The sequence below is a fragment of the Gemmobacter lanyuensis genome (assembly GCF_014652355.1).
Lineage (GTDB): Bacteria > Pseudomonadota > Alphaproteobacteria > Rhodobacterales > Rhodobacteraceae > Gemmobacter > Gemmobacter lanyuensis.
Genome location: NZ_BMYQ01000004.1, coordinates 193427 through 220324, shown reverse-complemented (window position 1 = coordinate 220324; position 26898 = coordinate 193427). Strand labels below are relative to the sequence as shown.

Annotated in this window: 34 protein-coding genes and 2 tRNA genes; 19 read left to right on the top strand and 17 right to left on the bottom strand. The window is 63.6% G+C overall.

Annotation, left to right across the window (positions count from 1 at the left end):
* The first annotated feature begins 6 nt into the window (after positions 1 to 6).
* Both mutY and IE101_RS09520 read left to right on the top strand, forming a co-directional pair.
* Positions 7 to 1071, top strand: coding sequence for an A/G-specific adenine glycosylase (mutY, locus tag IE101_RS09525; protein ID WP_189633589.1), 1065 nt, complete (start codon positions 7 to 9; stop codon positions 1069 to 1071).
* 58 nt (positions 1072 to 1129) lie between these two features.
* Positions 1130 to 2230 (top strand): alkane 1-monooxygenase, encoded by a 1101-nt coding sequence (locus IE101_RS09520; protein ID WP_189633588.1) that lies wholly within the window; start codon positions 1130 to 1132, stop codon positions 2228 to 2230.
* A 128-nt stretch (positions 2231 to 2358) separates the two neighbouring features.
* Here the strand turns inward: IE101_RS09520 and IE101_RS09515 are convergent, their stop codons facing one another.
* From IE101_RS09515 to IE101_RS09505, 3 genes are all read right to left on the bottom strand, one after another.
* Complete coding sequence (locus IE101_RS09515; protein WP_189633587.1) at positions 2359 to 3483, bottom strand: site-specific DNA-methyltransferase; 1125 nt, start codon at positions 3481 to 3483, stop codon at positions 2359 to 2361.
* A gap of 87 nt (positions 3484 to 3570) precedes the next feature.
* Positions 3571 to 4209, bottom strand: a complete 639-nt coding sequence (gene rnhB, locus IE101_RS09510; RefSeq protein WP_373296101.1) for a ribonuclease HII — start codon at positions 4207 to 4209, stop codon at positions 3571 to 3573.
* Between the two features lie 112 nt (positions 4210 to 4321).
* Complete coding sequence (locus IE101_RS09505) at positions 4322 to 4495, bottom strand: hypothetical protein (protein WP_189633586.1); 174 nt, start codon at positions 4493 to 4495, stop codon at positions 4322 to 4324.
* A 186-nt stretch (positions 4496 to 4681) separates the two neighbouring features.
* Between IE101_RS09505 and IE101_RS09500 the strand changes: the two genes are divergently transcribed.
* From IE101_RS09500 to IE101_RS09485, 4 genes are all read left to right on the top strand, one after another.
* Entirely contained in the window at positions 4682 to 4954 is a 273-nt protein-coding gene (locus IE101_RS09500) for a hypothetical protein (protein ID WP_189633585.1), read from the top strand.
* Positions 4926 to 5630 carry a hypothetical protein gene (locus tag IE101_RS09495; RefSeq protein ID WP_189633584.1) on the top strand — a complete coding sequence of 235 codons (705 nt, stop codon included), beginning with the start codon at positions 4926 to 4928 and terminating at the stop codon, positions 5628 to 5630. Before IE101_RS09500 ends, IE101_RS09495 begins: the two co-directional genes overlap by 29 nt.
* A 61-nt stretch (positions 5631 to 5691) precedes the next feature.
* A complete protein-coding gene (locus IE101_RS09490; protein ID WP_189633583.1) occupies positions 5692 to 7014 on the top strand; it encodes a mechanosensitive ion channel family protein in 1323 nt (440 codons plus the stop codon).
* Positions 7011 to 8168 carry a BaiN/RdsA family NAD(P)/FAD-dependent oxidoreductase gene (locus IE101_RS09485; RefSeq protein ID WP_189633582.1) on the top strand — a complete coding sequence of 386 codons (1158 nt, stop codon included), beginning with the start codon at positions 7011 to 7013 and terminating at the stop codon, positions 8166 to 8168. Before IE101_RS09490 ends, IE101_RS09485 begins: the two co-directional genes overlap by 4 nt.
* Here IE101_RS09485 and IE101_RS09480 read toward each other — a convergent pair.
* The 3 genes from IE101_RS09480 to IE101_RS09470 all read right to left on the bottom strand — a co-directional run bounded on the left by IE101_RS09480 (position 8165) and on the right by IE101_RS09470 (position 10087).
* Entirely contained in the window at positions 8165 to 8749 is a 585-nt protein-coding gene (locus IE101_RS09480; protein ID WP_189633581.1) for a GNAT family N-acetyltransferase, read from the bottom strand. The genes IE101_RS09485 and IE101_RS09480 overlap by 4 nt on opposite strands.
* Positions 8746 to 9144, bottom strand: a complete 399-nt coding sequence (locus IE101_RS09475; protein ID WP_189633580.1) for a ketosteroid isomerase-related protein — start codon at positions 9142 to 9144, stop codon at positions 8746 to 8748. The genes IE101_RS09480 and IE101_RS09475 overlap by 4 nt, the downstream gene beginning before the upstream one ends.
* Before the next feature lie 97 nt (positions 9145 to 9241).
* On the bottom strand, positions 9242 to 10087 hold the full coding sequence (locus IE101_RS09470; protein ID WP_189633579.1) for an SDR family oxidoreductase: 846 nt from the start codon (positions 10085 to 10087) through the stop codon (positions 9242 to 9244).
* A 104-nt stretch (positions 10088 to 10191) separates the two neighbouring features.
* Between IE101_RS09470 and IE101_RS09465 the strand changes: the two genes are divergently transcribed.
* Positions 10192 to 10605 carry a winged helix-turn-helix transcriptional regulator gene (locus IE101_RS09465; protein WP_189633578.1) on the top strand — a complete coding sequence of 138 codons (414 nt, stop codon included), beginning with the start codon at positions 10192 to 10194 and terminating at the stop codon, positions 10603 to 10605.
* On the opposite strand, the gene IE101_RS09460 is transcribed toward IE101_RS09465, so the two are convergent.
* From IE101_RS09460 to IE101_RS09435, 6 genes are all read right to left on the bottom strand, one after another.
* Entirely contained in the window at positions 10581 to 11066 is a 486-nt protein-coding gene (locus tag IE101_RS09460) for an arsenate-mycothiol transferase ArsC (RefSeq protein ID WP_268247278.1), read from the bottom strand. The genes IE101_RS09465 and IE101_RS09460 overlap by 25 nt on opposite strands.
* A gap of 3 nt (positions 11067 to 11069) precedes the next feature.
* Positions 11070 to 11549 carry a UPF0262 family protein gene (locus tag IE101_RS09455; protein ID WP_189633576.1) on the bottom strand — a complete coding sequence of 160 codons (480 nt, stop codon included), beginning with the start codon at positions 11547 to 11549 and terminating at the stop codon, positions 11070 to 11072.
* The gene (gene hisD / locus IE101_RS09450) at positions 11542 to 12855 is read right to left on the bottom strand and encodes a histidinol dehydrogenase (protein ID WP_189633575.1); all 1314 of its coding nucleotides are present in this window, start codon (positions 12853 to 12855) and stop codon (positions 11542 to 11544) included. The genes IE101_RS09455 and hisD overlap by 8 nt, the downstream gene beginning before the upstream one ends.
* 126 nt (positions 12856 to 12981) lie before the next feature.
* Positions 12982 to 13455, bottom strand: a complete 474-nt coding sequence (locus IE101_RS09445; protein WP_189633574.1) for a DUF2948 family protein — start codon at positions 13453 to 13455, stop codon at positions 12982 to 12984.
* Positions 13455 to 14723 (bottom strand): UDP-N-acetylglucosamine 1-carboxyvinyltransferase, encoded by a 1269-nt coding sequence (murA, locus tag IE101_RS09440; RefSeq protein ID WP_189633573.1) that lies wholly within the window; start codon positions 14721 to 14723, stop codon positions 13455 to 13457. The genes IE101_RS09445 and murA overlap by 1 nt, the downstream gene beginning before the upstream one ends.
* Positions 14724 to 14732: 9 nt before the next feature.
* Positions 14733 to 14948 carry a hypothetical protein gene (locus tag IE101_RS09435; RefSeq protein WP_189633628.1) on the bottom strand — a complete coding sequence of 72 codons (216 nt, stop codon included), beginning with the start codon at positions 14946 to 14948 and terminating at the stop codon, positions 14733 to 14735.
* Between the two features lie 119 nt (positions 14949 to 15067).
* Between IE101_RS09435 and IE101_RS09430 the strand changes: the two genes are divergently transcribed.
* The 5 genes from IE101_RS09430 to IE101_RS09410 all read left to right on the top strand — a co-directional run bounded on the left by IE101_RS09430 (position 15068) and on the right by IE101_RS09410 (position 19294).
* Positions 15068 to 15142, top strand: a tRNA-Thr gene (locus IE101_RS09430).
* A 92-nt stretch (positions 15143 to 15234) separates the two neighbouring features.
* Entirely contained in the window at positions 15235 to 15498 is a 264-nt protein-coding gene (locus IE101_RS09425) for a hypothetical protein (protein ID WP_189633572.1), read from the top strand.
* On the top strand, positions 15461 to 16267 hold the full coding sequence (locus IE101_RS09420; RefSeq protein ID WP_189633571.1) for a hypothetical protein: 807 nt from the start codon (positions 15461 to 15463) through the stop codon (positions 16265 to 16267). Before IE101_RS09425 ends, IE101_RS09420 begins: the two co-directional genes overlap by 38 nt.
* Before the next feature lie 465 nt (positions 16268 to 16732).
* Positions 16733 to 17818, top strand: a complete 1086-nt coding sequence (locus tag IE101_RS09415; protein ID WP_189633570.1) for a tyrosine-type recombinase/integrase — start codon at positions 16733 to 16735, stop codon at positions 17816 to 17818.
* Between the two features lie 66 nt (positions 17819 to 17884).
* Positions 17885 to 19294 carry a hypothetical protein gene (locus tag IE101_RS09410; protein WP_189633569.1) on the top strand — a complete coding sequence of 470 codons (1410 nt, stop codon included), beginning with the start codon at positions 17885 to 17887 and terminating at the stop codon, positions 19292 to 19294.
* 322 nt (positions 19295 to 19616) lie between these two features.
* Here the strand turns inward: IE101_RS09410 and IE101_RS09405 are convergent, their stop codons facing one another.
* Positions 19617 to 20540 (bottom strand): hypothetical protein, encoded by a 924-nt coding sequence (locus IE101_RS09405; RefSeq protein ID WP_189633568.1) that lies wholly within the window; start codon positions 20538 to 20540, stop codon positions 19617 to 19619.
* A 236-nt stretch (positions 20541 to 20776) separates the two neighbouring features.
* Entirely contained in the window at positions 20777 to 20989 is a 213-nt protein-coding gene (locus tag IE101_RS09400; protein WP_189633567.1) for a hypothetical protein, read from the bottom strand.
* A gap of 361 nt (positions 20990 to 21350) precedes the next feature.
* Here IE101_RS09400 and IE101_RS09395 point away from each other — a divergent pair, with 361 nt between their 5' ends.
* Genes IE101_RS09395 through IE101_RS09365 form a run of 7 tightly spaced genes read left to right on the top strand, consistent with a single transcriptional unit; the run spans position 21351 to position 24199 of the window.
* Complete coding sequence (locus IE101_RS09395; protein ID WP_189633566.1) at positions 21351 to 22100, top strand: hypothetical protein; 750 nt, start codon at positions 21351 to 21353, stop codon at positions 22098 to 22100.
* Positions 22101 to 22135: 35 nt separating this feature from the next.
* Entirely contained in the window at positions 22136 to 22597 is a 462-nt protein-coding gene (locus IE101_RS09390) for a DUF5681 domain-containing protein (protein ID WP_189633565.1), read from the top strand.
* Complete coding sequence (locus IE101_RS09385) at positions 22594 to 22983, top strand: hypothetical protein (RefSeq protein WP_189633564.1); 390 nt, start codon at positions 22594 to 22596, stop codon at positions 22981 to 22983. Before IE101_RS09390 ends, IE101_RS09385 begins: the two co-directional genes overlap by 4 nt.
* On the top strand, positions 22980 to 23300 hold the full coding sequence (locus tag IE101_RS09380; RefSeq protein WP_189633563.1) for a hypothetical protein: 321 nt from the start codon (positions 22980 to 22982) through the stop codon (positions 23298 to 23300). The genes IE101_RS09385 and IE101_RS09380 overlap by 4 nt, the downstream gene beginning before the upstream one ends.
* The gene (locus IE101_RS09375) at positions 23293 to 23478 is read left to right on the top strand and encodes a hypothetical protein (protein WP_229804075.1); all 186 of its coding nucleotides are present in this window, start codon (positions 23293 to 23295) and stop codon (positions 23476 to 23478) included. The genes IE101_RS09380 and IE101_RS09375 overlap by 8 nt, the downstream gene beginning before the upstream one ends.
* Positions 23478 to 23726: a hypothetical protein gene (locus IE101_RS09370; RefSeq protein ID WP_189633561.1), complete on the top strand. Its 249-nt coding sequence runs from the start codon at positions 23478 to 23480 to the stop codon at positions 23724 to 23726. The genes IE101_RS09375 and IE101_RS09370 overlap by 1 nt, the downstream gene beginning before the upstream one ends.
* Positions 23723 to 24199, top strand: coding sequence for a hypothetical protein (locus IE101_RS09365; RefSeq protein ID WP_189633560.1), 477 nt, complete (start codon positions 23723 to 23725; stop codon positions 24197 to 24199). Before IE101_RS09370 ends, IE101_RS09365 begins: the two co-directional genes overlap by 4 nt.
* A gap of 270 nt (positions 24200 to 24469) precedes the next feature.
* Here the strand turns inward: IE101_RS09365 and IE101_RS09360 are convergent.
* From IE101_RS09360 to leuB, 3 genes are all read right to left on the bottom strand, one after another.
* A tRNA-Pro gene (locus IE101_RS09360) sits at positions 24470 to 24546 on the bottom strand.
* A gap of 80 nt (positions 24547 to 24626) precedes the next feature.
* Positions 24627 to 25592 carry a DMT family transporter gene (locus tag IE101_RS09355; protein WP_189633559.1) on the bottom strand — a complete coding sequence of 322 codons (966 nt, stop codon included), beginning with the start codon at positions 25590 to 25592 and terminating at the stop codon, positions 24627 to 24629.
* A 148-nt stretch (positions 25593 to 25740) separates the two neighbouring features.
* A complete protein-coding gene (leuB, locus tag IE101_RS09350; RefSeq protein ID WP_189633558.1) occupies positions 25741 to 26847 on the bottom strand; it encodes a 3-isopropylmalate dehydrogenase in 1107 nt (368 codons plus the stop codon).
* Positions 26848 to 26898 lie beyond the last annotated feature (51 nt).

Sequence of the window (26898 nt, the reverse complement as noted above, 5' to 3'; positions counted from 1 at the left end):
GGGGCGATGAGCGAACTGAGCGATCTCTCCGCCCGGCTTCTGGCCTGGTATGACCGTCACCATCGGTCGATGCCATGGCGCGTGGCGCCCCCGGACCGGGCCTTGGGGGAACGCCCCGATCCCTATCGCGTCTGGATGTCCGAGGTCATGCTGCAGCAGACGACCGTGGCGGCGGTGCGCGATTACTTTCGCCGCTTCACCGACAGATGGCCGCGCGTCACCGATCTGGCCGCGGCTGAAGATGCCGATGTCATGGCGGAATGGGCGGGGCTTGGCTATTACGCCCGGGCGCGGAACCTGCTGAAATGCGCCCGCGTCGTGGCCGAGGCGCATGACGGCCGTTTTCCCGACAGCGAAGAGGGGTTGCGCGCCCTGCCCGGCGTTGGCCCCTATACGGCCGCGGCCGTGGCGGCGATTGCCTTTGACCGGCCTGCGACCGTGGTTGACGGAAATGTGGAACGGGTCATCACCCGGCTGCGGCGGATCGAAACGCCCCTGCCCGCCGCCAAGCCCGAGATCGGCCGCCGTGCGGCCGAACTGACACCCGCCGACCGGCCCGGCGATTACGCGCAGGCGATCATGGATCTGGGCGCCACGATCTGCACCCCGCGCAACCCGGCCTGCGCGCTTTGCCCCTGGTCCGAGGATTGCGCCGCCCGCGCGGCCGGCGATGCCACCAGCTTTCCGCGCAAGGCGCCCAAACAGGCCAAACCCGTGCGGCAGGGCACTGTCTGGATCGTCCGACGCAGCGATGGCGCAATCTTGCTGGAAGACCGTCCCGCCAGCGGCCTTCTGGGTGGGATGCTGGGCTTTCCGACCAGTGGCTGGGACGGGAGCGCCCTGCCCGCACCCCTGCCCGCCGACTGGGAATCACTTGGCGAGGTGCAGCACACCTTCACCCATTTCCAGTTGCAACTGACCGTGCTTTGGGCAGAAAGCGATGCCCCGCCCGACCGTGGCCGTTACATTCCCGCCGCCGATTTCGCGCCGGGGGCATTGCCCACGGTCATGCGGAAGGCGTGGTCGCAGGCCGCCGCGACATTACGCCCCGTCAGTTCCGCCAAGCCCTGACCAGCAAGAGTTGAGCGCCCCTTCCGCCCCGCCTAGACTGCGCGGGACGGAGGAGCCAATGACCGATACTGCCGCTTTCAGAAATGCCCTGCCCTTCTGGCTGTCGCTGGCGCTGCCGCCACTGGTGGCTGTGGGCGTGACGCAGGGCGGCTGGACCGTGCTTTTGCCGCCGCTTTACGCCTGGGCGCTGATCACGGTGCTGGACCTGCTTCTTGGCAAGAATGAGGACAACCCCGATCCCCAGACGGATGAGGGCGATCTGGTCTGGTATCGGGCCATTACGCTGATCTGGCTGCCCCTTCAGGCCGCCACCATCTATGGTGCGATCTGGTGGATCACCCGATCCCCCACGCTGGGCTGGGCCGAGATCTTGGGGCTGATGTTCGGGATCGGCGTCGCCTCGGGGACGGTGGGCATCGTCTATGCCCATGAACTTCTGCATCAGCGCAACCGGCTGGAACGCTGGCTGGGCGACCTGCTGCTCGCGACCGTACTTTACAGCCATTTCCGCACCGAGCATCTGCTGGTGCATCACCGCCATGTCGGCACGCCGCGCGATGCGGTCAGCGCGCGCTACAACGAAGGCTTTTACCGCTTTTTCGCGCGGGTGCTGCCGGAATGTCTTATGTCCGCCTGGCGGGCCGAGGCGGAAAAGCTGGGCCGCGTCGGCCGCCCGGTCTGGCACCGCAGCAACCCCTTTTGGCGCTATGCTGTGCTGCAGGTGCTGGCGGTGCTGGCGGCCTATGGGGTGGGCGGGGCCTTCGGGGTTCTGATGTTCGCGCTACAGGCCTTTTTCGCGGTCTGGCAACTGGAGCTGACGAATTACATCGAACATTACGGCCTTGTCCGCCGCCGCCTGCCCGATGGCCGTTATGAGCCCGTCCGCCCGCATCATTCCTGGAACGCGCCGCAGCGCGCGTCGAACTGGTTGCTGATCAACCTGCAGCGCCATTCGGACCATCACACCCGGCCCGACCGCCGCTTTCCGCTGCTGCAGACCTATGACGCAACCGAGGCGCCGATCCTGCCGATGGGCTATCCGGCGATGGGGGTGCTGGCGCTGATCCCGCCGCTCTGGCGCCGCCGGATGAACCCGCGCGTCCGCGCCTGGCGCAAGCGGCATTACCCGGACATTACCAACTGGTCCGAGGCCGCCTGACCGCGCCCATGAAAAAACCCCGCCATGCAAGCATGGCGGGGAGGTGTGTCCCCGGCGGAACCGGGACACAGGCGTAACCGTCAATCTTATGATTTCGGGTGTCGGGCGGGGTTCACCCCCGCCGCGTTTCAGTGACGCTGACGTTCGTCAGCCTCCATTTCGGCGCGGATCTGCTGACGCAGCAGATCGATGGGAATCATCTTCCCGTCGCGCTTGAAATGCCAATATGTCCAGCCGTTGCACGAGGGCGCACCCTCAAGCGTCGCGCCGACCTGATGGATCGAGCCCTTCACGTCATTGCCGATCAGGGTGCCATCGGCACGCACCTTCACCTTGAAGCGGTTGCCGATGGAATACAGCTCTTCGCCCGGGCGCAGCATGCCGCGTTCAACCACCTGACCGAACGGCACACGCGGTTCGGCGCGCTTCGACCCCGTGACCTCAAGCCCCGTGGCGTCAAAGCGGCGGGTGCGGGCGATGCGCTCGGCCGCGACCTTGCGATAGCTCTCTTCCCGCTCGATCCCGATGAAATCACGGCCCAGCATCTTGGCCACTGCTCCGGTCGTGCCGGTGCCGAAGAACGGGTCCAGCACGACATCGCCGGGGTTCGTGGTGGCCACCAGCACGCGATGGAGCAGCGCCTCGGGCTTTTGCGTCGGATGGGCCTTGTCGCCGTTGTCATCCTTCAGGCGCTCATTGCCGGTGCAGATGGGCAGTACCCAGTCCGACCGCATCTGCACGCCGTCATTCAGCGCCTTCAGCGCCTCATAGTTGAAGGTGTATTTCGCCGCCTCATCGCGCGAGGCCCAGATCAGCGTCTCATGCGCGTTGGTCAGGCGCTTGCCGCGGAAATTGGGCATCGGGTTCGACTTGCGCCAGACCACGTCGTTCAGCATCCAGAAGCCCAGATCCTGCAGCGCGGCCCCCACGCGGAAGACGTTGTGATAGCTGCCGATCACCCAGATCGCCCCATTGGGCTTGAGCAAGCGGCGCGCGGCAGCCAGCCAGTCACGGGTAAATTTGTCATAGGCGGCAAAGCTGGAGAACTGATCCCAGTGATCGTCCACCGCATCCACCTTGCTGTTGTCAGGCCGATGCAGTTCGCCCTTCAGTTGAAGGTTGTAGGGCGGATCCGCGAAAATCAGATCCACCGAGTTGGCCGGAAGCGCGTTCATCTGTTCGATGCAATCGCCGGCCAATATCTGATTGAGCGGCAGGGCGGGTGCCTCTGCTGCGGTTTTGCGTGTCGTCATTACTGCCTCTGCTCTCGGCCTCTTTGTGCCGATTTATTGGCTCTTAAGATGAGTCAGAGGGGATTCGCCGTCAAATTCTTTTTTGAATCAAGAGGTTACTGAAAGGTCTTGATACAAGATATTGTGGACGGGCTTGAACGAACGCCTATGGTGAGGGGTCACCCCAAGATTTAGAAGCGCCGTCAGGTGATCCTTGGTCGGGTAACCCGCGTTGCGTTCCCAGCCATATCCGGGATGCTGTTGCGCCAAATCCACCATGATGCGATCCCGCTCGACCTTGGCGATGATCGAGGCCGCCGCGATGGACAGGGACCGGGCATCGCCCTTCACCACCGCCTCGGCCGAAAGGGCCAGCCCGCGCGGCAGGCGGTTGCCGTCGATCAGCGCATGATCGGGGGGTGGGGCAAGCTGCGCGATGGCGCGTTCCATCGCCAGATGGCTGGCCTGAAGGATGTTCAGGCGGTCGATCTCTTCCACGCTGGCATGGGCGACCGCAACCTGTGCGACAGCGCGGATTTCGGCGGCCAGCCGTTCACGCTTCGCGGATGACAGGGCTTTGCTGTCGCCTATACCTTCCGGTATATGCGCCGGATCAAGGATCACCGCAGCCGCGGTGACAGGGCCGCACAGCGGGCCACGCCCCACCTCGTCCACACCGGCAATCCGCAGGAAGCCGCGCGCCCGCGCGGCCAGTTCAAAGCTGAAATCGGCACTCATCTTGGTCATGGACGGACAGAACCGCATCCGGGCCGGAAAGAAAAGCCCTGCGGGCGGGGGTGCCGTTTACCCCCGCCCGCACGCTGCAGCCCCGGGGGGCAGGGCCGCGGCGGTCGGGGGATCAGGTGGCGCAAGACCTGACCGCGGGGTCCGAAAGATCCATATGGCAGGCGTGCGCCTCGGACTGGCCAGATCCTGCGGCCAAAAGCACCCCCACCGTAAGGATAAGCCCGCCCACCATCAGCACGGCAAAGCCCAATCCCTGATGCTTTTGCCAGATCTTCTCCTGCGTCATGATTGCCTGCCTTGTTTCCGTTTGTGTCTCGGATCTTAGGCAAAAGGGTGGGTCGACACCGCACCGACACGCAATATCAGCACCGTGTCATCCCATAACAAAGCCACAAACCTATGGATGATATTGAATTGCCCCGCGCCAAAGCCCATCATCCCCCAAAGACCCGAGCAGCCACGGACACCCAAAATGCGCCTCTTCCTCGCCGCCGCCCTGCTCTGCCTTGCCAGCGCCGCGCAGGCCGAATGCTATGCCGATTACAAAGCCAAACAGGACGATCCGCTGCGGCTTCATTACGGGGTCGCGCAGGTTTCCGCCTGTGACAAGGGTTCGGCCAAGGCCGAGCTGAAACCCCGTCTTGCACAGGCGGGCTGGAAGCTGTTGAACGTGATCTCTACCTTCGGCCCCGAGGGCCTGAACGAGAGGAAATCAAGTGCCGGAGACTACTTCCTCCGTTTCTGACAGCCTTCGGGCAGGCAGCCGCACCGTCGCGCTGGGGATTGGCGCCATCGTTCTCATCCTTGGGGCGGCAGCGGTCTTTCTGTTCCTGAATCTGCCCGATGCCAATGCCTTCAACGCCCGCGTCGAACAGCTTTTCGTGGCCAATGATGATCTGCGGACATTGGCTGAAATCAAGCTGCTGGAAATCATCGCGCAATCGGGCACCACCTTTCAGGAGGTTCTGGCCAGCTATCGCATGGTCATCTTCGTGCTGCTGGTGTTTTCGACCGCGCTGCTGGTGGCTTGTCTGGTCTTTCTGGTGACCATCGTCACGCTGAACCGCAGGATTTCGGCCATCCAGCGGTCGGGGATTCAGGTTTCATCCCTGCTGATCAGCCGTGAAAGCCGGGCGGTCTATATCAACGATCTGGAATTCAAGCTGACCGAGGCCGCGATCGAGACGCTTTCCGTGCTGGCCGAGGCGCGGATGGATGATGACGTGCTGACCGGCGCGCAGATCGAGGCGGTGATTTCCGGGCGCAGCGAATCCGACTGCGAAGAGGCCGCGGGCGCTACCCGTGTCAAACGCCTGCGCGATGCCCTGGGCAATCAGCTGGTGTCCGAGCTTCTGGTCAAGACCATCGCGCGGCGCGGCTATGTGCTGGCCGTGAACAAGGACACGATCCGCGTGATCTGACGCCCCTCTTGCATGGCGCCTGCGGCTCTGCCAAGCCTCAGGCCATGTGAGGGAGGGGTGCATGGGTAATCAACCGGATATCATCATCAAGCTCTGGGGCTGGGTTGAACCTGGCTGGACGCTCGCACAAGGGTGGCTGCTGTCGCCGGGCGCCTGGTCACAGTTTGCGCTGCTGATTCTGGCGTTCTACGCGGCCCGGCATATCGCGCAGCGCCTGCAACCCACGCTGGACCGGCTGATCACCCCGCCCGAGGGCAAAGCGGGCCTGCTGGTGACCGCCCGTCTCTTTGCCCGCCGCTTCCTGCCGCTGCTCTTGCCGGTGCTGGCCTATGCCCTGACGGCGGTGGGCGAGGAAATTACCCGCTCCATCTTCGGGTCCGGCGCGGTGATCGCCTTTGGCAAGCGCGCGTTCCTGTTCCTTGCCGCCCGCATCTTCGTGCGCGAGGTGCTGACCGACAGCTTCTTGCGGCTGCTGGGCCGCTATGTCCTGCTGCCGGTCGCAGCACTGTATGCGCTGGGGCTGCTGGATGACATCTCGGCCCGGCTGGAAGAAACCGTCATCGCGCTGGGGAATATCCGCTTTTCGGTCATGGCGCTGATCCGCGGGTTGATTGCGGGGTCGTTGCTGTTCTGGCTGGGTACCTGGTCCAACCGGCAAAGCACCGACTACATCAAGAAACAGGAAGAGCTGCGCCCCGCCACGCGCGAACTGGCGGTCAAGGCGACCGAGGTGCTGATCTTCGGCGCGGCCTTCCTGCTGCTCATGTCCATCATGGGGATCGACCTGACCGCCGTCGCAGTTCTGGGCGGTGCGCTGGGTGTAGGGATCGGGCTGGGGCTGCAACAGATCGCGGCCAATTTCGTGTCCGGGATCATCCTGCTGCTGGAGGGGCAGACCACCGTCGGCGATTATGTCGAACTCGACGGCGGCGAAAAGGGCACCATCGTGAAGATGACGGCGCGGGCCTGCGTGCTGGAAACCTTTGACGGCAAATGGATCGTGGTGCCGAATGAACATTTCATCACCAGCCGGGTGGTGAATTATTCGGACCAAGGCAGCGCCAATCGCTATGAGGCGGCCTTCTCCGTCAGCTATGACACCGATATCAACCTTGTGCCCGCCATCATCGAAGAGGCGGTGGGCAAACTGCCTTTTGTGCTGCGCCACCCCGATGGGCCGGATTGCGAATTGAAGGGCTTTGGCGAAAGCGCGGTGGATTTCGCGGTGGAATACTGGGTGAACGGGATTGATGACGGGAAGAACAAATATGGCAGCCCGGTGCTGTTTGCGATCTGGAACGCCTTGAAAGAACATGGAATCGAGATGCCCTACCCCCATCGCGTGATCGAGGTGAAGCGCGCAGCCGCCAAGGCAGGCGCATGACGGCGCTGGTCATCGGCGCGGGTCCGGCGGGCCTGATGGCGGCAGAGGCGCTGGCTGATGCAGGCCATGCGGTGCTGGTGGCAGAGGCGAAACCCAGCCCGGCACGCAAGCTCTTGATGGCGGGAAAATCGGGGCTGAACGTCACCAAGGACGAGGCCCCCGCCGATTTCGCCGCGCGCTATTACGAGGCCACCTGGCTGCAGCCCATGCTGGAGCGGTTCGGCCCCGCCGAGGTGCGCGCCTTTTGCGAAGGGCTGGGCCAGCCGGTCTTTACCGGCTCATCGGGGCGGGTGTTCCCGGTGGCGATGAAGGGATCGCCGCTGCTGCGGGCCTGGCTGGCGCGGCTGGCGGGCAAAGGGGTGACTCTGAAAACACGTTGGCGCTGGACCGGGTTTGACGGGGATGCGCTGGCCTTTGACACGCCCGAGGGGGCAAAGGTGCTGACGCCCGCTGTCGCGGTTCTCGCGCTTGGCGGGGCCAGTTGGCCGCGGCTGGGGTCGGATGCGGCCTGGGTGCCGTGGCTGCGCGACAAGGGCGTCGGGATCGCGGATTTCGCCCCGGCGAATATGGGCTTCCGCATGGATTGGTCTGCGCATATGGCCAAGCATCTGGGCCAGCCGATCAAGGGCGCCTGCCTTCTGGCGGGGGACCGGCAGGAACGCGGCGAATTCGTGCTGTCGGAACGCGGGCTTGAGGGTGGGGGCATTTACACCGTCAGCCATGATCTCCGGCTTGGCGCGCCGCTGGCGCTAGACCTCTTCCCAGACCTGACACTTGATGCGCTGCGGGACCGGCTGGCGCGGCAGAAACCGGGCGACAGTGCCGCGAACCGACTGCGGAAACTGGGCCTGTCGCCCGCCGCCGTCGCGCTGGTGATGGAGATGGCGCGCCCCCTGCCCTCCGATCCGGCGCCGCTGCTGAAACGCCTGCCCATCCGCCACGCCGGCCCCCGCCCGATGGAAGAGGCGATCTCTTCCGCGGGGGGGATCACCCGCGACAGCCTGACCGAGGATCTGGAGCTGCGCGCCCTGCCCGGAGTCTTCGCTGCCGGTGAAATGCTGGATTGGGAGGCGCCAACGGGCGGCTATCTGCTGACCGCAAGCTGGGCCACGGGGTTGCACGCCGGGCAGGCCGCTGCCCGGCGACTGGGTTAAAGCGCCCGCATCCAGAATTGCAGGGGTTTGCGGCTCTCTGCCTCTTCCCCTACATCCTTCCACGAAAACTCCGCCACGATGCCGGGCAGCTGTTCATAGCCGCGCTTGCGCCAGAAGGCGTCATTGCTGCGGTAGATCGAGGGGCGCAGGGGGTGATCCTCGGGGCGCTGCACGCCGCAGAAGGCCACATGGCTGCGGTTCAGCGCGCGGGCATGGGCCTCGCGCGCGTCAAAGAACCGGTGCCCGATGCCCTGCCCCCGATATTCCGGCAGCAGCACCGATTCGGCGCAGTAGAAGATCCGGTCCAGCGGCAGGCCCACCGATTTGAACGGCTCGGCGAATTCGTCGGCGTGATCTTCCATCGGTGTGCCGGTCGCAGCCCCGACCAGACGCCGCCCGTCAAAGGCCCCCACCAGAATCGCGCCGGGGCTGTCGCGGTAGGTCTGCAGATATTCGCGTTCATATTCGACCGACCCGTCATAGAGATAGGGCCAGTCGCGGAACACGGTGATCCGCAACCCCGCCACGTCATCCAGCGCGGCATCCAGCGCCGCCCCCGTCAGGACGCGGACATCGATCATTTGGAAACCTGCGCGACCCAGTCGCTGAGGTTGTAGAAGGTGGTCACGCGGGCGATCTTGCCATCTTTCAGATCGAAGAACGCCCCAGCGGGCAGGATGTATTTCTGGCCCTTGGCCTCGGGCAGGCCCGGATCGGTCTGCAGATATTCGCCATGCACCACGAATTCGGCGGCGCCGCGGCTCGCATCCTCGTTCACGAAGATGACCATGTCCTTCAGCTCTTCGCGGTAGCTGACGCCCATATGGCTGCAGAATTCGGCGAACTTGTCCTTGCCAAAGCGGATGGCGCCTTCGTTGACGCGATGCTCCACGTCATCGGTGACACAGGCCAGCATCCCCTCGGGGTTTCCGGCGTTGAAGGCGGCGTAATAGGCTTCGAGGGTGGCGCGAGTCATGGGCAGGCTCCTTCGCAAATCGCTTCGCGCCGCAACCTGCACCGGAAAAGCCGCGCCGCCAATGCCCCTTCGGACATCCGGCGGCGCGATTGCGACGTCACGTCAGCGCGGCGCGCACCGTGGCGGCAAAAGGCGTGGTCGGACGGCCGATCAGGCGCGACAGGGTGTGGCTGTCATCAAACAGCGCGCCTTCGCCCGCGCGGGCATCGCTGTCAGCCAGCACGGCGGCAAATCCCGCGGGCAGACCGAACCCTTCCAGCGCCTTGGCGTAATCCGCCTGCGGCAGGTTCACAAAGGCCACCGGCTTGCCCGATTGCGCCTGCACCTCGGACGCCAGATCGGCCAGCGTGTAGCTGTCATCGCCCGCAAGTTCATAAATCTTGCCGGAATGGCCTTCTTCCAGCGCGGTGACGGCGATGGCCTCGGCGAAATCGGCGCGGGCGGCGGTGGACAGGCGCCCCTCACCCGCGGCCCCCAGAATGGCGCCATGCGCCAGCGCGGCCCCCAGAGCGCCGGTGTAGTTCTCGGTGTACCAGCCGTTCCGCAGGATCGTGGTGGCAAGGCCAGAGGTGGCCAGCGCGGCCTCGGTCGCGATATGGTCCTCGGCCAGGATCATGGGCGAGGCATCGCCCTTCAGAAGCGACGTATAGATGATCCGCCCCACGCCCGCGGCCTTGGCGGCCTCGATCACACGGGCATGCTGCCCGGCGCGGTCGTTGAAATCATTCGACGAAATCAGCACCAGCACCGAAACACCTGCCAGCGCGGCCGCCTGACCTTCCTCCTGAAGATAATCAAAGGCCCGGACGGGCACGCCCAGATCGGCGGCCTTGGCCGGGTCGCGGGCCAGCGCGATCAGATCGGCGCCGGGGGCGCGGGCCTTGATGGCGGCAATGGCAAGGCGGCCGAGCTGGCCGGTGGCGCCGGTAATGGCAATGGTCATGGGATCATCCTTCACGGAGAGGTTTCGTTGATGACCGGAACTTGCGCCCTTTACTTACGAAAAGGAAGTGCCTACATTTTTGTAAGTATACCGCAGGGGCGCACATGACAGCCAAGGACAATGCACAGAAGACGCTTTCCCGGCTTCAGCCCGATGTGCTGGCGGCGGAGTGCCCCTCGCGCTTGGTGCTGCAGCATCTGACCAGCCGCTGGGGCACGCTGGTCATGCTGGTGCTGATTTCAGGGACGCATCGCTTTTCGGAACTGCGCCGCAGGATTGGCGGGGTCAGCGAAAGGATGCTGGCGCAAACGCTGCAACAGCTCGAATCCGACGGCTTCGTGCGCCGACACGTGCATGATGTGTTGCCGCCGCATGTGGATTACCGGCTGACGGATCTAGGACAGGAAGCAGCGACGCATCTGGCGGCGCTGACCGGCTGGATCGAGGATGCCCTGCCGCGCATTCAGGCCGCCCAGACGGGCGAAAACGCTGATCAGCCCGCCGGGGAACTGGCCTGAGCCCCGTCCGGCTCGGTCGGCGGGCCGAAGCGGGCGATCATGCGATCGCGGATCATGTCGCGTGCCTGGCGATAGGCGGCCAGCTTGGCCTCGCGCGTTTCCCCGATGCCGGTGGGGTCGAGGATGGGCCAGTATTCGACATCGAGGTGGTAATAGCGCGTCAGCTCCAGCGCCATGCGCTGACTGGCGGGGGACAGGGCGATGATCAGGTCGAACTGCCCCAGATCATCACCCCATTCCTGCATTTCCTCGAACGAGCGTGAGCGGTGGCGCGAAAGCTCGATCCCCATCTCCTGACTGACGGCCACGGTGAAGCCGTCAATCTCCATGTCATTATGCACCCCGGCCGACTGCACATAGGCGCGCTGGCCGTAAAACTTTTTCATCAAGCCCTCGGCCATTGGCGACCGCACGGCGTTATGGTCACAACAAAACAGCACGGATGAGGGGAAACGGCTCAAATGTCAGCCCCAATGCAACACGCAGATCAGGGTGAACAGGCGGCGCGCCGTGGGGGTATCGACTTCGGCCTTGCCCTCAAGGCGTTCCTGCAGCACGCGGGCGCCTTCGTTGTGGATGCCCCGGCGCGCCATGTCGATCGCCTCGATCTGGCTGGGGGGCAGGCGTTTGACCGCGTCGAAATAGCTTTCACAGATCTGGAAGTAATCCTTCACCACCTGCCGGAAGGGGCCAAGGCTGAGGTGAAACTCACCGATCTTGTCGCCGTTTTCGGTGGCAATGTCGAAGACAAGCCGCCCTTCGCGGATGGCCAGCGCCAGACGATAGGGGCCGGGCGGCACGTCGCGCCCATCACGGGTGGGCAGGGCAAAGCTGTTGTCTTCCAGCAGGTCGAACACCGCCACGCGGCGTTCCTGTTCAATCGCGGGGGTCGCCGCCTTCAGGCCGCGTTCGTCGATTTCGATGTGACAGATCCGGTTACTCATACTTCCCCCCGTTCAGGCGGTTGAGACGGGCCCGCACCGACAGGCCATGCGCCTCGAGGCTTTCAGATTGCGCCAGACGTTCCGCCGCGGGGCCGATGGTGGCCAGCGCCTCGGGCGTCATCTTGGCAAGCGTCGTGCGTTTGAGGAAGTCCATCACCGACAACCCCGAAGAGAACCGGGCCGAGCGTGCGGTGGGCAGCACGTGGTTTGGCCCCCCAACGTAATCCCCGATCGCTTCGGGTGTCCAGCCGCCAAGGAAGATTGCCCCGGCATGGGTGATCTTGGCCGAAAGCGCATCCGGGTCGGCCACGCAGAGCTCCAGGTGTTCGGGCGCCACGCGATTCGACAGCGCCGCCGCCTCATCCAGATCGCGGGTCACGATGACGGCGCCAAAGTCGCGCCAGCTTGCCCCGGCGATGGCGCGCCGCTCCAATGTCTCAAGGCGCTTTTCCACCGCGGCGACCACGGCTTTGGCAAAGGCTGCATCTGGGGTGATCAGGATCGACTGGGCCGATTCGTCATGTTCAGCCTGCGACAGCAGGTCGAGCGCGATCCAGTCCGGGTCATTGTCGCCATCAGCGATGACGAGAATTTCGGACGGCCCGGCAATCATGTCGATGCCGACCTTGCCAAAGACGCGGCGCTTGGCGGCGGCGACAAAGGCATTGCCGGGGCCGGTGATCTTGTCCACCGGGCAGATGGTCTTGGTGCCATAGGCCAGCGCCGCCACGGCCTGCGCGCCGCCGATGCGATAGACGGTATCCACGCCCGCGATCTGCGCCGCCAGCAGGACGAGCGGGTTCACCACCCCATCCGGCGTGGGGCATACCACCACCAGCCGTTCAACCCCCGCCACCTTGGCCGGAATCGCGTTCATCAGCACCGAGGAGGGGTAAGAGGCCAGCCCGCCCGGCACGTAAAGGCCCGCAGCCGAAACCGGCGTCCAGCGCCAGCCCAGCATCGCGCCGGTTTCATCCTGCCACATGGCATCTTCGGGCAGCTGACGTTCGTGATAGGCGCGCACCCGCGCTGCGGCGAGTTCAAGCGCCGCGCGATCCTCGGCCGAAACCTTGGCGATTTCCGCCGCAATCTGCGCGGGCGTGAAGGCCAGCGTTTCGGGCGTCAGGGTCAGCCGGTCGAATTTTGCGGTCAGGTCGATGATGGCCTGATCGCCCCGGTCGCGCACATCGGCGATGATGGCGGCCACGGCGGCATCCACATCGGGGCTGTCTTCGCGTTTCATGCCCAGCAGCGCAACGAAGGCGGGCTCAAAACCGGCGTCCTGGGTGTTGAGAAACTGCGGCATCGGGGTCTCCGGTCTGGTTTGCGCCCTGCATAGCCGCCTTGGCCCCGCGCCTCAAGCGTGGCGGGGGGTGGACTGGGGCTCTGCCCCGGACCCCGGGATATTTTTGCCAAGATGAAGGGGGATCGGTCAGTCGTGCTTCGGCGCCCGCCCCGAGGGAGCGAGATAGGGGCGCGTCACATCGCGGAGGGTAAGGTCGAGGGCCTCGACCTCAAGCGCGATGGCGGCGCCTTCGGCCAGCGTAAAGATGACCCGGCCGCCGCATTCGGCGCCCGGTTCGAACTGGATGTCGAGGAGGGACAGCACCCGATCGCCCGCGGCGCGGTCGATGCCCTGGGTCCGGACTGCCATCACATCCCGCACGAGGAGCATGGCGCGGACCCGTTCAAAGCCGCGCCCCGCGCGTTCGGCGGCGGCGCGGTCTTCCCAGCGGAATCGGTTAAGGAGCAGGGCGAATTCGCGGCGCGGGCGGGCGTAGGTCACATCCGAAAGGCGGAAGACCGCATCCTGGGTGAGTGTGGCCAGCACGCGCAGATCATCGGCATCGGCGGCACCCAGCCAAAGGGGCGCATTGCCCGCGTCTTCGAACCCTGCGTCCCCCATCAGCCCTTGATCCTTTCGATCTGTGCCCCGCAGGCGCCCAGTTTTTCCTCGACATGTTCATAGCCGCGGTCGAGGTGATAGACCCGGCTGACCACGGTTTCGCCTTCGGCGGCCAACCCTGCGAGGATGAGCGAGACCGAGGCGCGCAGGTCGGTGGCCATCACCGGCGCGCCCTTGAGCCGTTCAACCCCCGTCACCGTGGCATGGCCGCCATGCACATCGATGCGCGCGCCCATGCGGATCAGTTCGGGGGCGTGCATGAAGCGATTCTCGAAAATCTTTTCTTCCAGCACGCTGGTGCCCTGGGCGGTGCAGAGCAGCGCCATCATCTGGGCCTGCAGGTCGGTCGGGAAGCCGGGGAAGGGCTCGGTCGTGACATTCACCGCCTTCACGCGGCCGTTCTTGCGGCTGACCTTGAGGCCAGTGGCGGTTTCGGTGACGGAGACGCCGGCCTCATCCAGCTTCTCGGCAAAGCTTGCGACCAGATCCATACGGCCGCCGAGGCATTCCACCTCGCCGCCGCAGATCGCGGGGGCCAGCATATAGGTGCCAAGTTCGATCCGGTCGGTCACGACCGGGTGGGTCGCCCCGCCGAGGCGGTCAACACCCTGGATGGTGATGGTGCTGGTGCCCTCGCCCTCGATCTGCGCCCCCATGCGGCGCAGGCACTGAGCCAGGTCCACGATTTCGGGTTCGCGCGCGGCGTTTTTCAGCACCGTGGTCCCTTTGGCGAGCGTCGCGGCCAGGAGCGCGTTTTCCGTGGCCCCGACCGAGACGAAGGGGAATTCGACGACAGCCCCCTTGAGCCGTCCGCCCGGCGCCTTGGCATGGACATAGCCATCGCGCAGGTCCAGCTCGGCCCCCATCGCCTCCAGCGCCTTGAGATGCAGGTCCACCGGGCGCGCGCCAATGGCGCAGCCACCGGGCAGCGACACGATCGCATGACCGTCACGGGCCAGCATCGGCCCCAGCACCAGAATCGAGGCGCGCATCTTGCGCACGATATCGTAATCGGCGGTGTGGTTGCCGATCGTGTAAGAGGACATGGCCAGCACCTTGCCGCCCTGCAGTCCCGCCACCTCGGCCCCCAGCGATTGCAGCAGCTGCGTCATCGTGGCGATGTCCGACAGGCGTGGCGCATTGGTCAGGGTCAGCGGCTCTTCCGTCAGAAGGGTGGCCGGCATCAGGGTGAGGCAGGCATTCTTTGCCCCCGCGATGGGAATCACCCCGTTCAGTTCACCGCCGCCGCGCACCAGAATCGAATCCATCGTCCCGCCTCACTCTTTCTCGTTTTCATTTCCGAGAGCCTTCGCACCGCGCGCCTTGGCCTGTGCCTTGCGCCGGGCCATATTGGCCTTCAGCGCGGCTTTCAGCCGGTCTTCGCGCGACGGTTCACCTCCGTTTGCCTTGGCATATGCCTTCGCCTGCCCTTGCGGGACAGGCGTTTCTCCGGGGCCATCGGACGGTTGGGGAAGTTCGCGGGGCTCGTTCATGAGCATTCTGTTACCGCAGGACAAAAAAAGGGTCCAGATTGCCCTTGCACCCGCCGCGGAATACGTCTATCTCCCCGCCACGCCCGGCAAGAAGATGCCGAAGCGAAGATGAAAACGGCGCTGCAGTAGCTCAGTGGTAGAGCACTCCCTTGGTAAGGGAGAGGTCGAGAGTTCAATCCTCTCTTGCAGCACCATCTTATTTCATTTTAAATAAAAATCTTAGCATTTTCTTGCACTTATGCCTATTGCGCTGTACCAGCGTGACATTGGTACACAGGTGTAAACGATGGCACTGGCAAAGGTTTCGGGCACCAAGATACGCGGTGGCGTCTATCATCTTAACATCGCGATTCCGCCGGAAATCCACCACCTACACCAAGTCCGGGCGTTGCTGACTGGCACGCCCAAGACGGCTGACCCCAAGGTCGCGGCGAGGGGCGTAACCTTCGCCCGCGCGCAGCCAATCCAGCAAGTGGAAGAGACGGCGCGCAGTGCAGACGTGAACGCGCGCCTTGCAGAACTGCCCCCCGGATCAACGGGCGCTGTATGACCGCGCGGGCGGGCTGGAAGGCCTGCTAGAAGCCTTCCAGCGGACCCAGAAGGCGCAGGCCTTCCTTGCGGCGGGTGACCCGTCCACCATGGCGGACACCGACGAATTGCCGCCTGACCCACTGGAAGGTGAAATGGCAGCCGCAGAGCACCGGGCGGCGTCAGCCGCGCTTGAGGGGATCGCCCGGCGCGAAGCCAGAACGCTGCGCGCCTTGGGCAAGAAGGTTGACGTGCCGGGCGGCGATGTGACCGGGCTTGCGGAATTGGCGGAGTCCTTCATCCGCGCCAAGAGCTACACCGTCCAGAACGCGGACTCGCTGCGGTACACTGTCCGCCGCTGGACCGAATTCCATGGCGACCAGCCCCTTGCCAAACTGACCCGCGCGCATTTGGCAGAATTTGAGGACGCCGCCCGCGACCTTCCAGTCGCGCGGGAACGGCTCAAGAAGCCCATGCGCGCCGCCGTTGCCGCCGCCAAGAAGGGCAATCTTGACCGCGTCAGCTATAAAGTCCGGGAACGCCTAATCACTCACCTAAAGGCCCCTCTCCGCCTTCGCCTTGGACAAGGGCGCGCTGGCCATGGCCCCTTGGGCGGGCTACCGGATCGACAAGCCGAAGGAAAAGGTCGCGGACCGGAAAGCCCAGAAAGTCGCGGGCTTTACGCCCGCCGAAGTGAAAGCCATTCTTGCCCACGTCGCCGCGACCGCTCACGCGGACACCGCAGACCACTGGCTTCCTATGCTGTCCGCCTATTCCGGCGCGCGCCGTGAAGAGCTGGGGCAACTGCGCGTGGAAGACGTCATGACTAGTGGCAATATCCCCGCCCTTCGGATCACTGACGAAGGCGAAGACCAAAAGGTAAACAACGCCCATTCGCTGCGGACAATCCCTGTCCCGCTGGCCTGTATCGAAAGGGGCTTCTTGGAATTCGTCCCACGCCGCCGCCAGGCTGGCAGGACCACGATACCATCATCATTATGCAGGGGGTATATTTGGTCGGAGCGAGAGGATTCGAACCTCCGACCCCCTGCTCCCGAAGCTATGGCCTGCCCACTTTACCGCGCTTTAGAACACTGGCGATTCACTAAAGAAGTCCTTGTATTCTCCTTTATTATCTAGCGATTTCAGTTGCTTGGCTCGGACGATAAGCCGTAGGCGGGGTTGAGCGGTGTAAAGTGGCGCTTGGCGCTGCTTCGCCGCAACTGCTTATGATCTGCTTACGAGGAGCCAAACCCATGCCTGACCCGACCCCCAAGCACCCGCCCGTGAAGCTCACGAAGGGGTATGTTGACCGCGTGAAGCCCGGTCAGAATGACGAGTATCACTGGGACGCTGAAACCAAGGGCTTCGGCCTGCGGGTCAATCCTAGCGGCAGAATGAACTTCATCGTGCAGGGTCGCATTGACCCGCGCAAACCCCCGGCCCGCATCACCATCGGAGCCTACGGCGTCTTCACCGTGGACCAAGCCCGCGACGTTGCCCGCGAACACCTCCGGTCCATGCGCATGGGGATCGACCCGCGCGAGGTGAAGCGCGAGGACGAGGCTAAGGCCGTCACCTTGCGGCAGGTGGCCGACGCGTTCTTTGCGCGGCCCGGAATGCTCAAGGAGAACACCCGCGACGAGATGGACCGCCACCTGACTACCGCCTTCGCCAAGTGGCTTCCCCGCGCTATCGCAAGCATCACGCCGAATGACTGCCGCAAGCGGTATGAGGAAATCGCCACGAAGGGACTGCGCAAGACGCCCGCACCTGCCCCCGGCAGCGCGGCCTCAGCCTTCAAAATCCTTCGCACTCTCATCAACTTTGCGATGGAGGAATATCAGACGCAGGACGGCGCACCTCTCATTGCCCGAAACCCTGTGGCCATCATCAAGAAGGAACTGGCCGCGCATGAGAGCAAGGTCCGCACCCGGCACATTGACCGCCGCGACGTGGGAAAGTTCTGGCATCACTTGACCACAGCGCGGCAAAATCCCGCGTTCAGCGCCGACACACGCTGCGGCATCGACCTTGTGATGTTTCTTCTCCTGACGGGCACGCGCCGCAACGAGGGGGCCATGCTGACATGGGACCGCGTCAACCTTGACGACGCCGACCCCGCCAACAACTGGTTCCACCTGCCCGACCCGAAGAACAAGAACCCCGTCTGGTTGCCTCTCTCGTCGCAAGCGGTCGCCGTCCTCAAGGCCCGCCAACTGGCCGAAGAAAAGACGGGGACCAAGAGCAAGTTCGTGTTCCCGTCGCGCAGCGCCGCAGGCCACATCAAGGACACCCGGCCAGTTGGCATTCAGATAAGAGCAGTGACATGCACAAGGTAACAGACGGCGGATTCGGTCCGCAACCGGGCCAGCTTGCGCTGGGCACCAGCAACGGCGGGGTGCAGCATGGCTGACCTCACAGACTTCATTTCGTTATACGGGCAAGGCGCGGCGGCCCATCAGGGCGGTCGGAAGAAGGCGGCCACCGCAGAGGATGGGGAGTTCAGCGAATACGTTCTTCCGCGCCCGGTGCTGCACGAATCCGCCCTGCATGGAATGCTCGGGCGCATGGCCGAGGCAGCCTGTTCCAATTCGGAAGCGGTCCCGGCCAGCGTGGCTATCCACATTCTTGCCCGCTTCGCCGCAACCCTCGGGCGCAAGGCCTACATTGAAATTGGTGACCACAGGCGTCACTTGCGCATGTTCGCGCTGATCGTTGGTCCCACAGCGAAGGGTCGCAAAGGCACCAGTTCCGAAATGCCGAACAGGCTGTTCGAGGCAGTCGAGCGCAACCTCTGCCCCTACGGCCTGCTTCCCCTCGAAAAGCTGACGGCGCTGTCAACGGGCGAAGGGCTGATCCAGAAGGTCCGTGACCCCTATTCGTGGACGACTGGTGACAAGGAACACAACGACCCCGGCGTCTTGGACAAGCGCCTCCTCTGCGACATCAGCGAGTTCGCGGGCGTGTTGGCGCAGGGGCGGCGCGAGGGGGCGACCCTCAGCACAGTGCTGCGAGACGCCTTTGACGGGGTGATGTTGACCACACCTTCCGCCACTGCCTTCCGGCGTGCATCTGACACCCATGTCTGCGTCGTTGGCTCGGTGCCCGAAACAGAGATCGTCAAAAGTCTGAACGACATTGAGAAGACGAACGGTTTCGCCAATCGCTTCCCCATGTTCTATTCGGCCCGCACCAAGATCGTGCCGTCGCCCAAGCCAACCGACCCCATGCTGATGGCGCAGTTCGCGCAGCATGTTTCGTCAGCCCTTTGGGAGGCGGCAAGCATTGGCTTGGTTGAAATGGACGACGACGCGCAGAGCCTCTGGGAAACGACGCTCTACGCCCGGATTGAGGATCAGACCTATCCCGAACTGATCGGCAGCTTGCTTGGCCGCCGAAGCCTCCACACCATGATCTTCGCTGCGCTGATCGCGCTGTTCGACCGCAAGTCGAAGATCAACGCGGATCACCTGTTGGCTGCGGACGCATGGATGGAATACTGGGAGCAGACCGTTCTGTTCGTGTTCTCGACCGCCGAGTCGAACGAAAAGGCGATCAAGGACAAGGCGCTGCAAGACCGTCTGGTGAAGATGATCGACGAACTGGGCGGGGTGAAGGTGAGCCACAGCGCCCTCGCCATGAAGGCGACGAACAAGTATCAGCGACGGGATTTGACGGCGGTTGATGTGAAGCGGGCCATGGAGGCGCTGCAACGCGAGTCGCCCCCGCGCATCCACACTGAAACGATGACCACAGCGGGCCGCCCGGCCAACTACTACACGCTGATCGACCTTTATGATGCTTCGGATGAATGAGGTGGGGCCGGGCGAGGGGGAAAAGGGGCATAGTCCCCGCCTAGCCCCCTACGCTAAGTCATTGAAATACAGCTTTTTACCCTTAATCCCCTTTTTCTTCATACTGACTTCTACACTGTTAGCACCTTAGCCCCTTAATACGCGCTGCACAGATCAGCCGGGGCGAGGGGGTATGGGGAAAAAGGGGACAAAGCCCCCGTTTACAGGTCGAACGCCTTACCCCTCAGCAGGCGGTCGCCACGGGGCAAGCGGCTGGACTGCATCGGCTTTGCCCTGTGGTCATTTCGACCGACAAGCCGGGGGCAAGCATTTGCCCGCCTTGTCACTGCACCTCGGGGACGAAGTGTCTCAGGAACGCAACATGACGCTCGTTCCACTCGCCCGTCATGTCAGCCATCGTCCTTTTGGCTCGCCACTTCGAAATGGTGAGCTGATCGTTCAATGAAAACAGCAGGTCAAGGGTCTTCTGGCAGTAATCAAGGGCATCGCCGTTCACGACGCCAAAATCGTGCTTCCCATTTATGTCGCTCTTGTAACGGTCTTTGCTTTTGCCAACCATGACGCTGTGGGCCAACGCCTCGGTGCGAACGACGCGAAGCCGAGTGCGCAAGGGATCGGCGTAAAGCGTGTCGAACAATACACGGTCCTGATGACTGGACTTCAACCCATGACACCCCAGAAAGTTCTGGTCCGCGAAATGGGTGGCGAGCATCGGAATGGAGATTAAGTTCAAGTGGCTTTGGTCTTTTCGGACTTTGCAGTCTTTATCCCATACCCGGGACAGCCCCAAAGCCATGCCCTCGAATGAACATCCGAAGCAGTGATGCAGGGTATGGTAAAATGGCGTCTCCTCGTCCTTGAACAGCAATTCGTTGTTCCTGAACACAACTCGAGCGAAGGTCATCTGCTCCAATAACTGCTGAAACTCGACCTTGAACCTGTGCGAATACTCCATGTGCAGGCTGTTCAGTTCGCCCACTGTCAGCACCCTCACAGTCATCTGATTCACTCCATCCCAATCGAGGTGCATTTTGCCGTTGTGACGAACCGAACGCCAGTCGCAGCGTGCGCCTGTGGTCACAACCCTTGGAGTATCAACATCATGCTTACCCGACTTGAACATTTCGCCGTGGAGGCGATGCAGGCAATGATCATCCTCGCGCGTGGAAGCAGCATCAGCGACGAGTTCCTTGCACAGCGGGCCTTCCAGATTGCCGCAGCTATGGAAGCCGAAGCTGCCAAGCACAACCCCTCTGATATCGCGGAACGATCGGCAATCGCCAAAGGCGCTGAATTGATGGCACGGCTCAGTGCACAGAAATAACGCACATGATAGGCGAGCTGGTAGCGATAACCGCATGGCTGACAGCATGGGGAACTGCTATCGAGTGAAGCCAAAGAAGCTGCCGGGTCGTCCACGCCACGCACGGGGCCTCTGAGCATTAGCAGGCCATCCCTATGGTGGCCTGCGTTACTTCGACCCTATCGTTGAGCATTCATCCAAGCGATGAACTGCGCCCAAGTAACGGACACCCCGTTCGCGCGCCGCTCTCTACCCTCGCACCAGATCAGGCCAGTCTTGGTCACGATGCAATCGCCAAGATGGTCCGCGCCATTCGGGGAATACACATCGAACTCGATGCCCTTATTCTTAACTTCCATTTCGACATCGAATTTCTTGATGCTGACCTTCATTCTGCCACTCCGGGTTGCTATTCCACAATCAGAAGGCATTCGGCATTTGGGCTTGTCAAGCGCTGTGCTCGAGCACAGCACCGCTTGCCGCTGCCGCCAGTGCACAGGGGGCGAGTTGCCCCGCCCCCTGTGCTACAGCCTCGGCACAGCCAGCGTGTCACCCCGGCAGGTCCAGCGAATTGTGTTGAAATTGTGGTAATCGCTTCGGATAAAGCCGACCCCCTGCTTTGCCATAGGAAAGCCGACCGAACAGGGGTTCTTGCATCATATTGATTTATATACGTTTTTTGTCGCGCCGCCTGCGAAACCGTCCTACCCTGTAAGCCAATGGCAAGTATCACGCCTGAAAGCGAGGGTTGAAATGGCACGGGATTTGGAGCTTGGGGTTGACGGACGGGTGACGCCATCTCTGCATCCGCAGATTGTGGCGAGCCTTGAGGACTTTGACAGCGACACCGAGGGCGAACTGCAACAGGTCGTCGAAGCCTTCACGCACGCCTATGAGACGGTCGGGAAGGTTCTCGATGCCCGCGAAGCGGTGGAGAACGACCTGACCTTGACGCCCGCTGACCGCGTTCTGCGTGTCGCGGACGTGGCTGACAAGGTGATGGAACGGGCCACCAAGGCGTTCGACAAGGCCGCCGCCAACATGCGCAGCGGGATTGCGAACATCGAGAAGGAACTGACCACACCTGTCCAGTCGCGTGCCGCTCATACCATCGCGGCGGAGGTGCGGGCCTACATCCGTGGGCTGAAAGCCGAGGGCAAGTCGCCCATGGATTTCGTGCGCAACGCCATCGTGTCGGGTGACACTGACACCGCGATGAGCGCGCTCGGTGGGCCCGCATACCTGAGCGGGCTTGACCCGAATGCGCAGGCGGTGCTGCTCCGCATGTTCCACGAGAAGAACAACCCGGCCCTTGTGAAGCGCCAGCGTGCGATGCAGGCGGCGGCTGACCTGCTGGACCGCAACGGCGGGCTGATCTTCCAGAGCATCGAAAAGGCCGTGGGTGTCTACGAAGACCCCAAGACCAAGCGCAAGTTCCACCCGAACGAGCTGCGCAAGCTCAAGCAGTCCTCCGCCAAAGCCTTCGCCCAACTGGGCGGGTGAGCACCTGAATGGAAACCAGATTAGCAGGAAACCTGATGAACGAAGTGGTTCAACAGCCCAGCTGGATGCAGGGGTTCGTTCCCGGACCTGACACGAAGTTCAAGAAGGGTCAGAGCGGGAACCCTGCCGGCAAGCCGAAGGGCGTCAGGGACAAGCGGGCCAAGCTGCTCAACACTCTGCTGACCGAGGCTGGCGAGGTGGTTGACGCGGTGCTGGCACGCGCCAAGGAGGGCGATGCCGCAAGCGCTGCGCTTGTTCTCGGGAGGGTGCTGCCCGCCCTCCGTGCGCAGTCGCAGACCGTCGAGTTTCAGTTCGACCCTGAAGCCTCCATCACAGTGCAGATTCAGCAGGTGCTGGCCGCTGTCGCTGCCGGGGAGGTGCCGCCCGACACAGGCGAACAGATCATCCGGGCCATCGGCACGCTGAGCCAAGCCCGTGTCACCGAAGAACTTGCTGCCGAAGTGGCAGCGCTCAAGGCAAGGGACATCACGCCATGACGAACATTCACACACCCGGCGGCGGTCGCGTCGTCGCCCTTTCACCCGGCCCGGACGACCTGTTTGTGGTCACCACAGTTGCAGGCCGCAAGGTGTCGCTGCACACCGTGGAACAGTTCGGGCACGCCCTCAAGCTGGCCGAAGCCGCTGCCAACCGCATGTCCCCCGTGCCAGTTTCGGTGAAGGTCCTGTGCCTGACACTGACCGAGGCGCAACGGTTCGGCCTGATCCCTGCCGACTTGGGTAAGGACGAGACCCTCGAAGGGGACGCGGACCGTCGGCAGTTCGTAATTCGCACCCTCTGGGACATCGTCCGCAACAGCAACCAAGCGAAGCCCCGCGCCGATGCGCTGGACATGCTCAAGCATCTTGGAGCCATGACATGAACGACGAACCGATGAACGACGTGGCCCGCTGGGCAGCGATGCAAGACGCGGCTGCCGCGAAGGGCGCTGAGAACCGCGCCAAGCAGCGCGAGGCCAAGCCCGCTGGTGCGCTCAAGGCCGATGGCACGGTTGACGGCAAGGGTGACAGCAACCGCCACGGGGTGACGAATGCTGACCTGGACGCAATCCACCAGCGGCGGGCCGAAGGGGCGCTCACCTCGGAGGTGCGCGGCGAGATGGCGTTCGCGCAATGCCTCGGCGCTGCACCGTCCATCGCCGCAGCCATGCAGAAGCTGAAAGACGATGGCCGTGCCTGAGCGCAAGACCCCGGCTCAGTTCGAAGGCAAGACGGTGCGGCAGATTGAGGCCATCCTCATCGCACGCCGTGTTGACCGTATCGTCACCGAGCGGTTGGAGCGCCCCGCTGCTGTGCAGCGTGCCAAGGTGCTGGCAACTGCCCTGACGACACTGACCCCGCGAAAGCTGAACTTCTGATGGCAAGCCCTCGCGCCCTCCTGTCGCAGGTGAAGCAGCTCAAGGCGGCGCAGCAACCGCGCCCGTCACCGATTGCAGCGCTCTACGGTAGCACGGAAGCCTTCGCTGCCGAGTGCATGGCCGAGGTGGAAGCGGGCAAGCTGTGCGGCACCGACATGCCCGTGCTGCTCGACTGCCTGCGGCGGTGGGACACCGAGGGGTCTTGGGACGTGCGCCGCGCCACAGGCAACGGGGTCTGGCGGCGATGACCACACTGGCCGACACACCCGCTTGGCTCGCCGCATGGCAAGCCGACAACCGCGAACGGGTTGAGGCAGGCGCAAAGCGTGCGGCAGAGCAGGCCGCGCAGCGCGAAGCACGCGCGGCACAGCGTGCGGCCCGTGCTGCCAGCACCCCCAAGCGCGAGGCCACCCCCAAGCCGCGCACAGCGCCAGCACAACGAGCGCAGGCCCCGAAGGTCGAGAAGGTCAAGCCAGCCGGTGCCAAAGCTAGGCTCCACGAACCGCAAGGCCTCGGGCACGACCTTGAGGAACCCGAGGCTTGGCCGTGGGACGGGGGCAAGCGGCGCGAGCAGGTGCTTGACCACAATTTCCGGCCGCCCCGTGTGGTCAGGCAAGTCGGGTGGCGGTGCTGCATGAAGTGCGGCAAGGCCTACTTCTCTCAGGACGTGATCCGCCAGCGCATGTGCGATGGATGCCGTCCAGAACAACCGCCGTGGTGAAGGAGACTCTGGGCTTCCACGGCGCGGGGGATGCCACCCCCGACGAGGCATAGCGTCAAGTTCCTCGGTAAATCCAACGGACGCAGCAGCGGGGGCTTGCCTCCTTTCAGGTCTCGACGCTGTAGCACCTCGGGGGATGGCTCCCGAGGTGTTTTGCTGAGCGAGTCGCCCGAAGGGTCTGCGCTGCTTATCAGTTGCTTACGGGATAGGTCCAAGCGCTGGGCGATCCCCCGAGGGGTTTTACTATGTGCTTGAAATTGTGCGGGAAATTGGTCGGAGCGAGAGGATTCGAACCTCCGACCCCCTGCTCCCGAAGCAGGTGCGCTACCAGGCTGCGCTACGCTCCGACCGTGGAGTGGGGGTTAAACCGTCTCGGCGGGGTTTGCAAGGGGGCCGGGGAACTTTCTTCACCGACCCCCCGCAATCTTCAGCCCTCGCTCAGATCCCGGTTCGCGCGGCGGCGCAGCAGCAGCGAAATCCGCGGCATGACCCCGGTTTCTGGACGCGACCGCGTGCCCAGCACCGGACGATTCTCGGACACGGCCGTCTTGCCTTCGCGCATCACGATATAGATGCCGGATGCGATGATGACCCCGGCACCGACCAGCGTCCATTCATCGGGCACCTCGTCGAAAATCAGATAGCCGTAGAAGGCCGCCCAGATCATCTGGGAATATTGCATGGGCGCCACGATCACCGCCTCGGCCCGGCGATAGGCCATGATGATCAGCAGGGTCGCGATGAACCCGAAAAGCGAAATGATCCCCAGCATCCCGATCTGGTGGATCTCCATCGGGCGATAGACGAAGGGCAGCGCCAGGCCCAGCACCACGAAGTTCGCCACCATCGGATAGAGCAGCAGCACGACCGACCGTTCATCGGACCCGATCTTGCGCACGACGACCGAGGCGAGCGAGGAGAACACCGCCGCCGCCAGTGCCGCCATATGCCCAAGGCTGAGCGGCGCCGACCCCGGCCGCAGCACGATCAGCACGCCCAGAAGGCCCACCAGCACCGCAAGGCCCCGGCGCAGGCCCACCTTTTCCCCCAACACCGGAATGGCGATCAGCGTGATCAGCAGGGGGGCTGCGAACAGAATTGCATAGGTCTGCGCCAGCGGCAGCACCGAGAAGGCATAGAAGGCCGAAACCCCGGTGATCACGGTCGAAATCGTCCGCAGCGCCGTCCACCACGGATGCACCGGGCGCAGGTGGCCGTCGGTGCGGTCATTCATCAGCATGACCGTCACAAGGGGGAAGGACAGCAGACCCGCAAAAAAGATGATCTGGATCGCGTGAAAATCGACACCCAGAAATTTCACCACCACATCATGGGTGGCATAAATGCCAAAGGCGAGAAGGGCGAACAGGGCGCCCTGGACGTTGGAGCTCATGGATATGCGGACCTGAAAGGGGCGGAACGCCCGGCGTTTGCGCTATCAACCATCGCAGATACGGCCCGGTTCCTCAATCTTTCACAACGGCAAAGGCCCGCCGAGGGGGCGGGCCTTCTGAAAACTTGTGACAGATCGCGTGAGCGGATCAGAGGCTCGCGTCCAGCGCGGCGATGATCGCATCGCCCATGGCCGAGGTCGAAACCGGAACGCCACCTTCGGGGCCCATCAGATCGGCGGTGCGGACGCCGTCGGCCAGCACTTTCTCGACAGCCTGTTCCAGACGCGTGGCCTCTTCCCCCAGATCGAAGGAATAGCGCAGCGCCATGGCAAAGCTCAGGATGCAGGCGATCGGGTTGGCCTTGCCCTGCCCCGCGATATCGGGGGCCGAGCCGTGCACCGGCTCATACAGCGCTTTCGGGCGGCCATTGGCCATCGGCGCGCCGAGGCTGGCCGAGGGCAGCATGCCAAGGCTGCCGGTCAGCATGGCGGCTGCATCCGACAGCAGGTCGCCGAACAGGTTGTCGGTGACGATCACGTCGAACTGCTTGGGCCAGCGGCAAAGCTGCATGGCGCCCGCGTCGGCGTACATATGCGACAGCTCCACATCCGGGTATTCCTTGTCGTGGATCTCTTGCACGACCTGACGCCACAGGATGCCCGATTCCATGACATTGGCCTTCTCCATCGAGCAGACCTTGTTGTTGCGGCGGCGGGCCAGTTCAAAGGCCGAACGCGCCACGCGGGCGATTTCCGATTCGGTGTAACGCTGGGTGTTGATGCCCACGCGCTCATTGCCTTCGGTGAAGATGCCGCGCGGTTCGCCGAAATAGACGCCCGAGGTCAGCTCGCGCACGATCACGATATCCAGACCGGCGACGACCTCTTTCTTCAGCGAGGAGAAATCGGCCAGCGCATCAAAGCACTGGGCCGGGCGCAGGTTGGAGTAGAGATCCATTTCCTTGCGCAGACGCAGCAGGCCGCGTTCCGGCTTCACGCTGAAATCCAGCGAGTCGTATTTCGGGCCGCCCACGGCGCCCAGCAGAACGCAGTCCACGTCCTGCGCCTTGGCCATGGTGTCATCATGCAGGGGCGTGCCATGCTTGTCATAGGCGCAGCCGCCGACAAGATCTTCGCTCACATCAAAGGTGATGCCGCGTTTCGCGTCATACCAGCCGATGATCTTTTTCACCTCGGCCATGACTTCGGGACCGATGCCGTCGCCGGCGAGGATGAGAATGGAAGGATTGGCCACGGAAGGCTCCTGCGCTGCAAGAATGTTGTGCGTGGCCTAGCCCCTTGGGGC